The sequence below is a fragment of the Streptomyces glaucescens genome (genome assembly GCF_002154375.1).
GTDB classification, from domain to species: Bacteria; Actinomycetota; Actinomycetes; order Streptomycetales; family Streptomycetaceae; genus Streptomyces; species Streptomyces glaucescens.
In genome coordinates, this window is the sequence record NZ_MUND01000847.1 from 1 (window position 1) to 1,670 (window position 1,670).

The following is a 1,670-nucleotide window of genomic DNA, read 5'->3' on the forward strand; positions in this document are numbered from 1 at the left end:
ACGCCCTCCCCCTCCCCGTGCTGGAACCCGAACCGGACTGGCTGGCGAACTGGGCGGCCCTCCTCGCGAGCCCCGGCGGCACCGGCCACCCGGCGGCGGTGGCGCGCCTGGGCAGCACACCCCCGCCCCTCGACGACCGCGCGGACATCACCCACCTCACCCCCGAGGAACTCGTCCTCCGCTTCCGCGCGACCGCCTCCCCCGAGGCCTTCCGCCTGGCCGGCCACCTCGCCGTCGGCCGCCCCGACCTGCCCGTGATGCGGCTCGTCCAGGCCGCCCTGGAACCGGACCCGCGCCCCCGGCACCTCGCCGAGGTCATCCTCAGCGGCATGCTCACCACCGTCCCCGGCCCACCTGGCTCCTACGCCTTCCGACCCGGCGTCCGCGACCTCCTCCTGCGCGGCCTGCCCCGCACCGCGCGCGGCCGCACCACGGACCTCCTGGAGCGGGTCGGCGGTCTGATCGACACCCGCGCGGGCCGGGCCCCGGGCGAGTTCGTGGCGTCGACGCCAGCGGAGGGCGGCACACGCACCGCGGTGGAGGACGAGGCGTTCGCCTCGGTCGGCGAGGAGAGCGTGCGGCAGCTGACCGGGGGCAGCGTGTCGGTCCCGCCAGGAGTGGGTGCCCGGTACCGGCTGCTACGGCGGCTCGATGAGGCCGGGACGGCATGGCAGGCCGAGGACACCGAGGCGAACCGGACCGTGGTGGTCCGGCTGCACGGCCGGACCACCGACCCGGACTGGCGGGGAGCGTTCCTACGGGACACGCGGCTGCTGCGCGACTTCCGTCACCCGGGATTGGTGGCGGTCCACGATTCCGGCATCGAGGACGACATCCCGTACGTCGTCATGGAGCACCTGGACGGCATCCCCCTGAACTGCCTGGCGGCGCCGAACGGGTACCGGCTTCCAGTGCCGCTCTTCACCGCGGTCGCCACGCACGTCACGACCGCCCTCACGGCGCTGCACGACGCGGGCCTCACCCACGGCCGGCTCGGCATGTCACGGGTGATGCTGCTGCCCGACGGCACCGTCAAGCTGGTCCTGTTCCCGCCGGGGCGGGCCTCCGACGCGGCAGCGGATCGACGCCGGCTGCACGAGATGCTCCTCCTGCTGGCGTCTGGCTCCTACAAGCTCCCCGGGCCCGTGGATCCCGGACGGCTCGGGAATCTCCCGCCGAGTTGGCGGCAGACCTACGCGGACTTCTTCAACCAGCGGACGGACCAGCGGGATCCGCTGCCGGACCCGAGCCTGCTGCCCAGCGCCCACAGGTCGCACAGCCTGCGTCACTACCGCGTCCTGGGACCGTTCGGCAGCGACCCCGAAGTGCCCCGCGACACACGCGCCGTGCTCACCATGCTCCTCCTCAAGCACGGCCGCACGGTCACCCACGACGAACTCCGGGCGGGCCTGTGGAGCCGCGGCGACGAGCCGAGGGAGGCCTTGGCCGTCCTCGGCACACTGGTGTCCCGGCTCCGCGAGCACCTGGGCCCCGGCGCCGCCGTCGCCACCCTTCCCGACGGCTATGCCCTGCACACCAGCGCGGACGCCTTCGACCTGGTCGAGTGTGAGCGCCTGGTGGCGCAGGCCGACGGGCAGGCCCCCCGGCAGGCCCGCGACCTCTACGATCGCGCCCTCGCCCTGTGGCACACCGCCGGCCCCCTCCCCGAC

1 protein-coding gene is annotated in these 1,670 nt (G+C 74.6%); it reads left to right on the forward strand.

The genetic code is table 11. The features are described 5' to 3' along the window. Positions 1-17 precede the first annotated feature (17 nt). Positions 18-1,670, forward strand: a 1,653-nt coding sequence (locus CCN42_RS45310; protein WP_245877664.1) for a protein kinase, incomplete at its 3' end; no start/stop codon positions are given.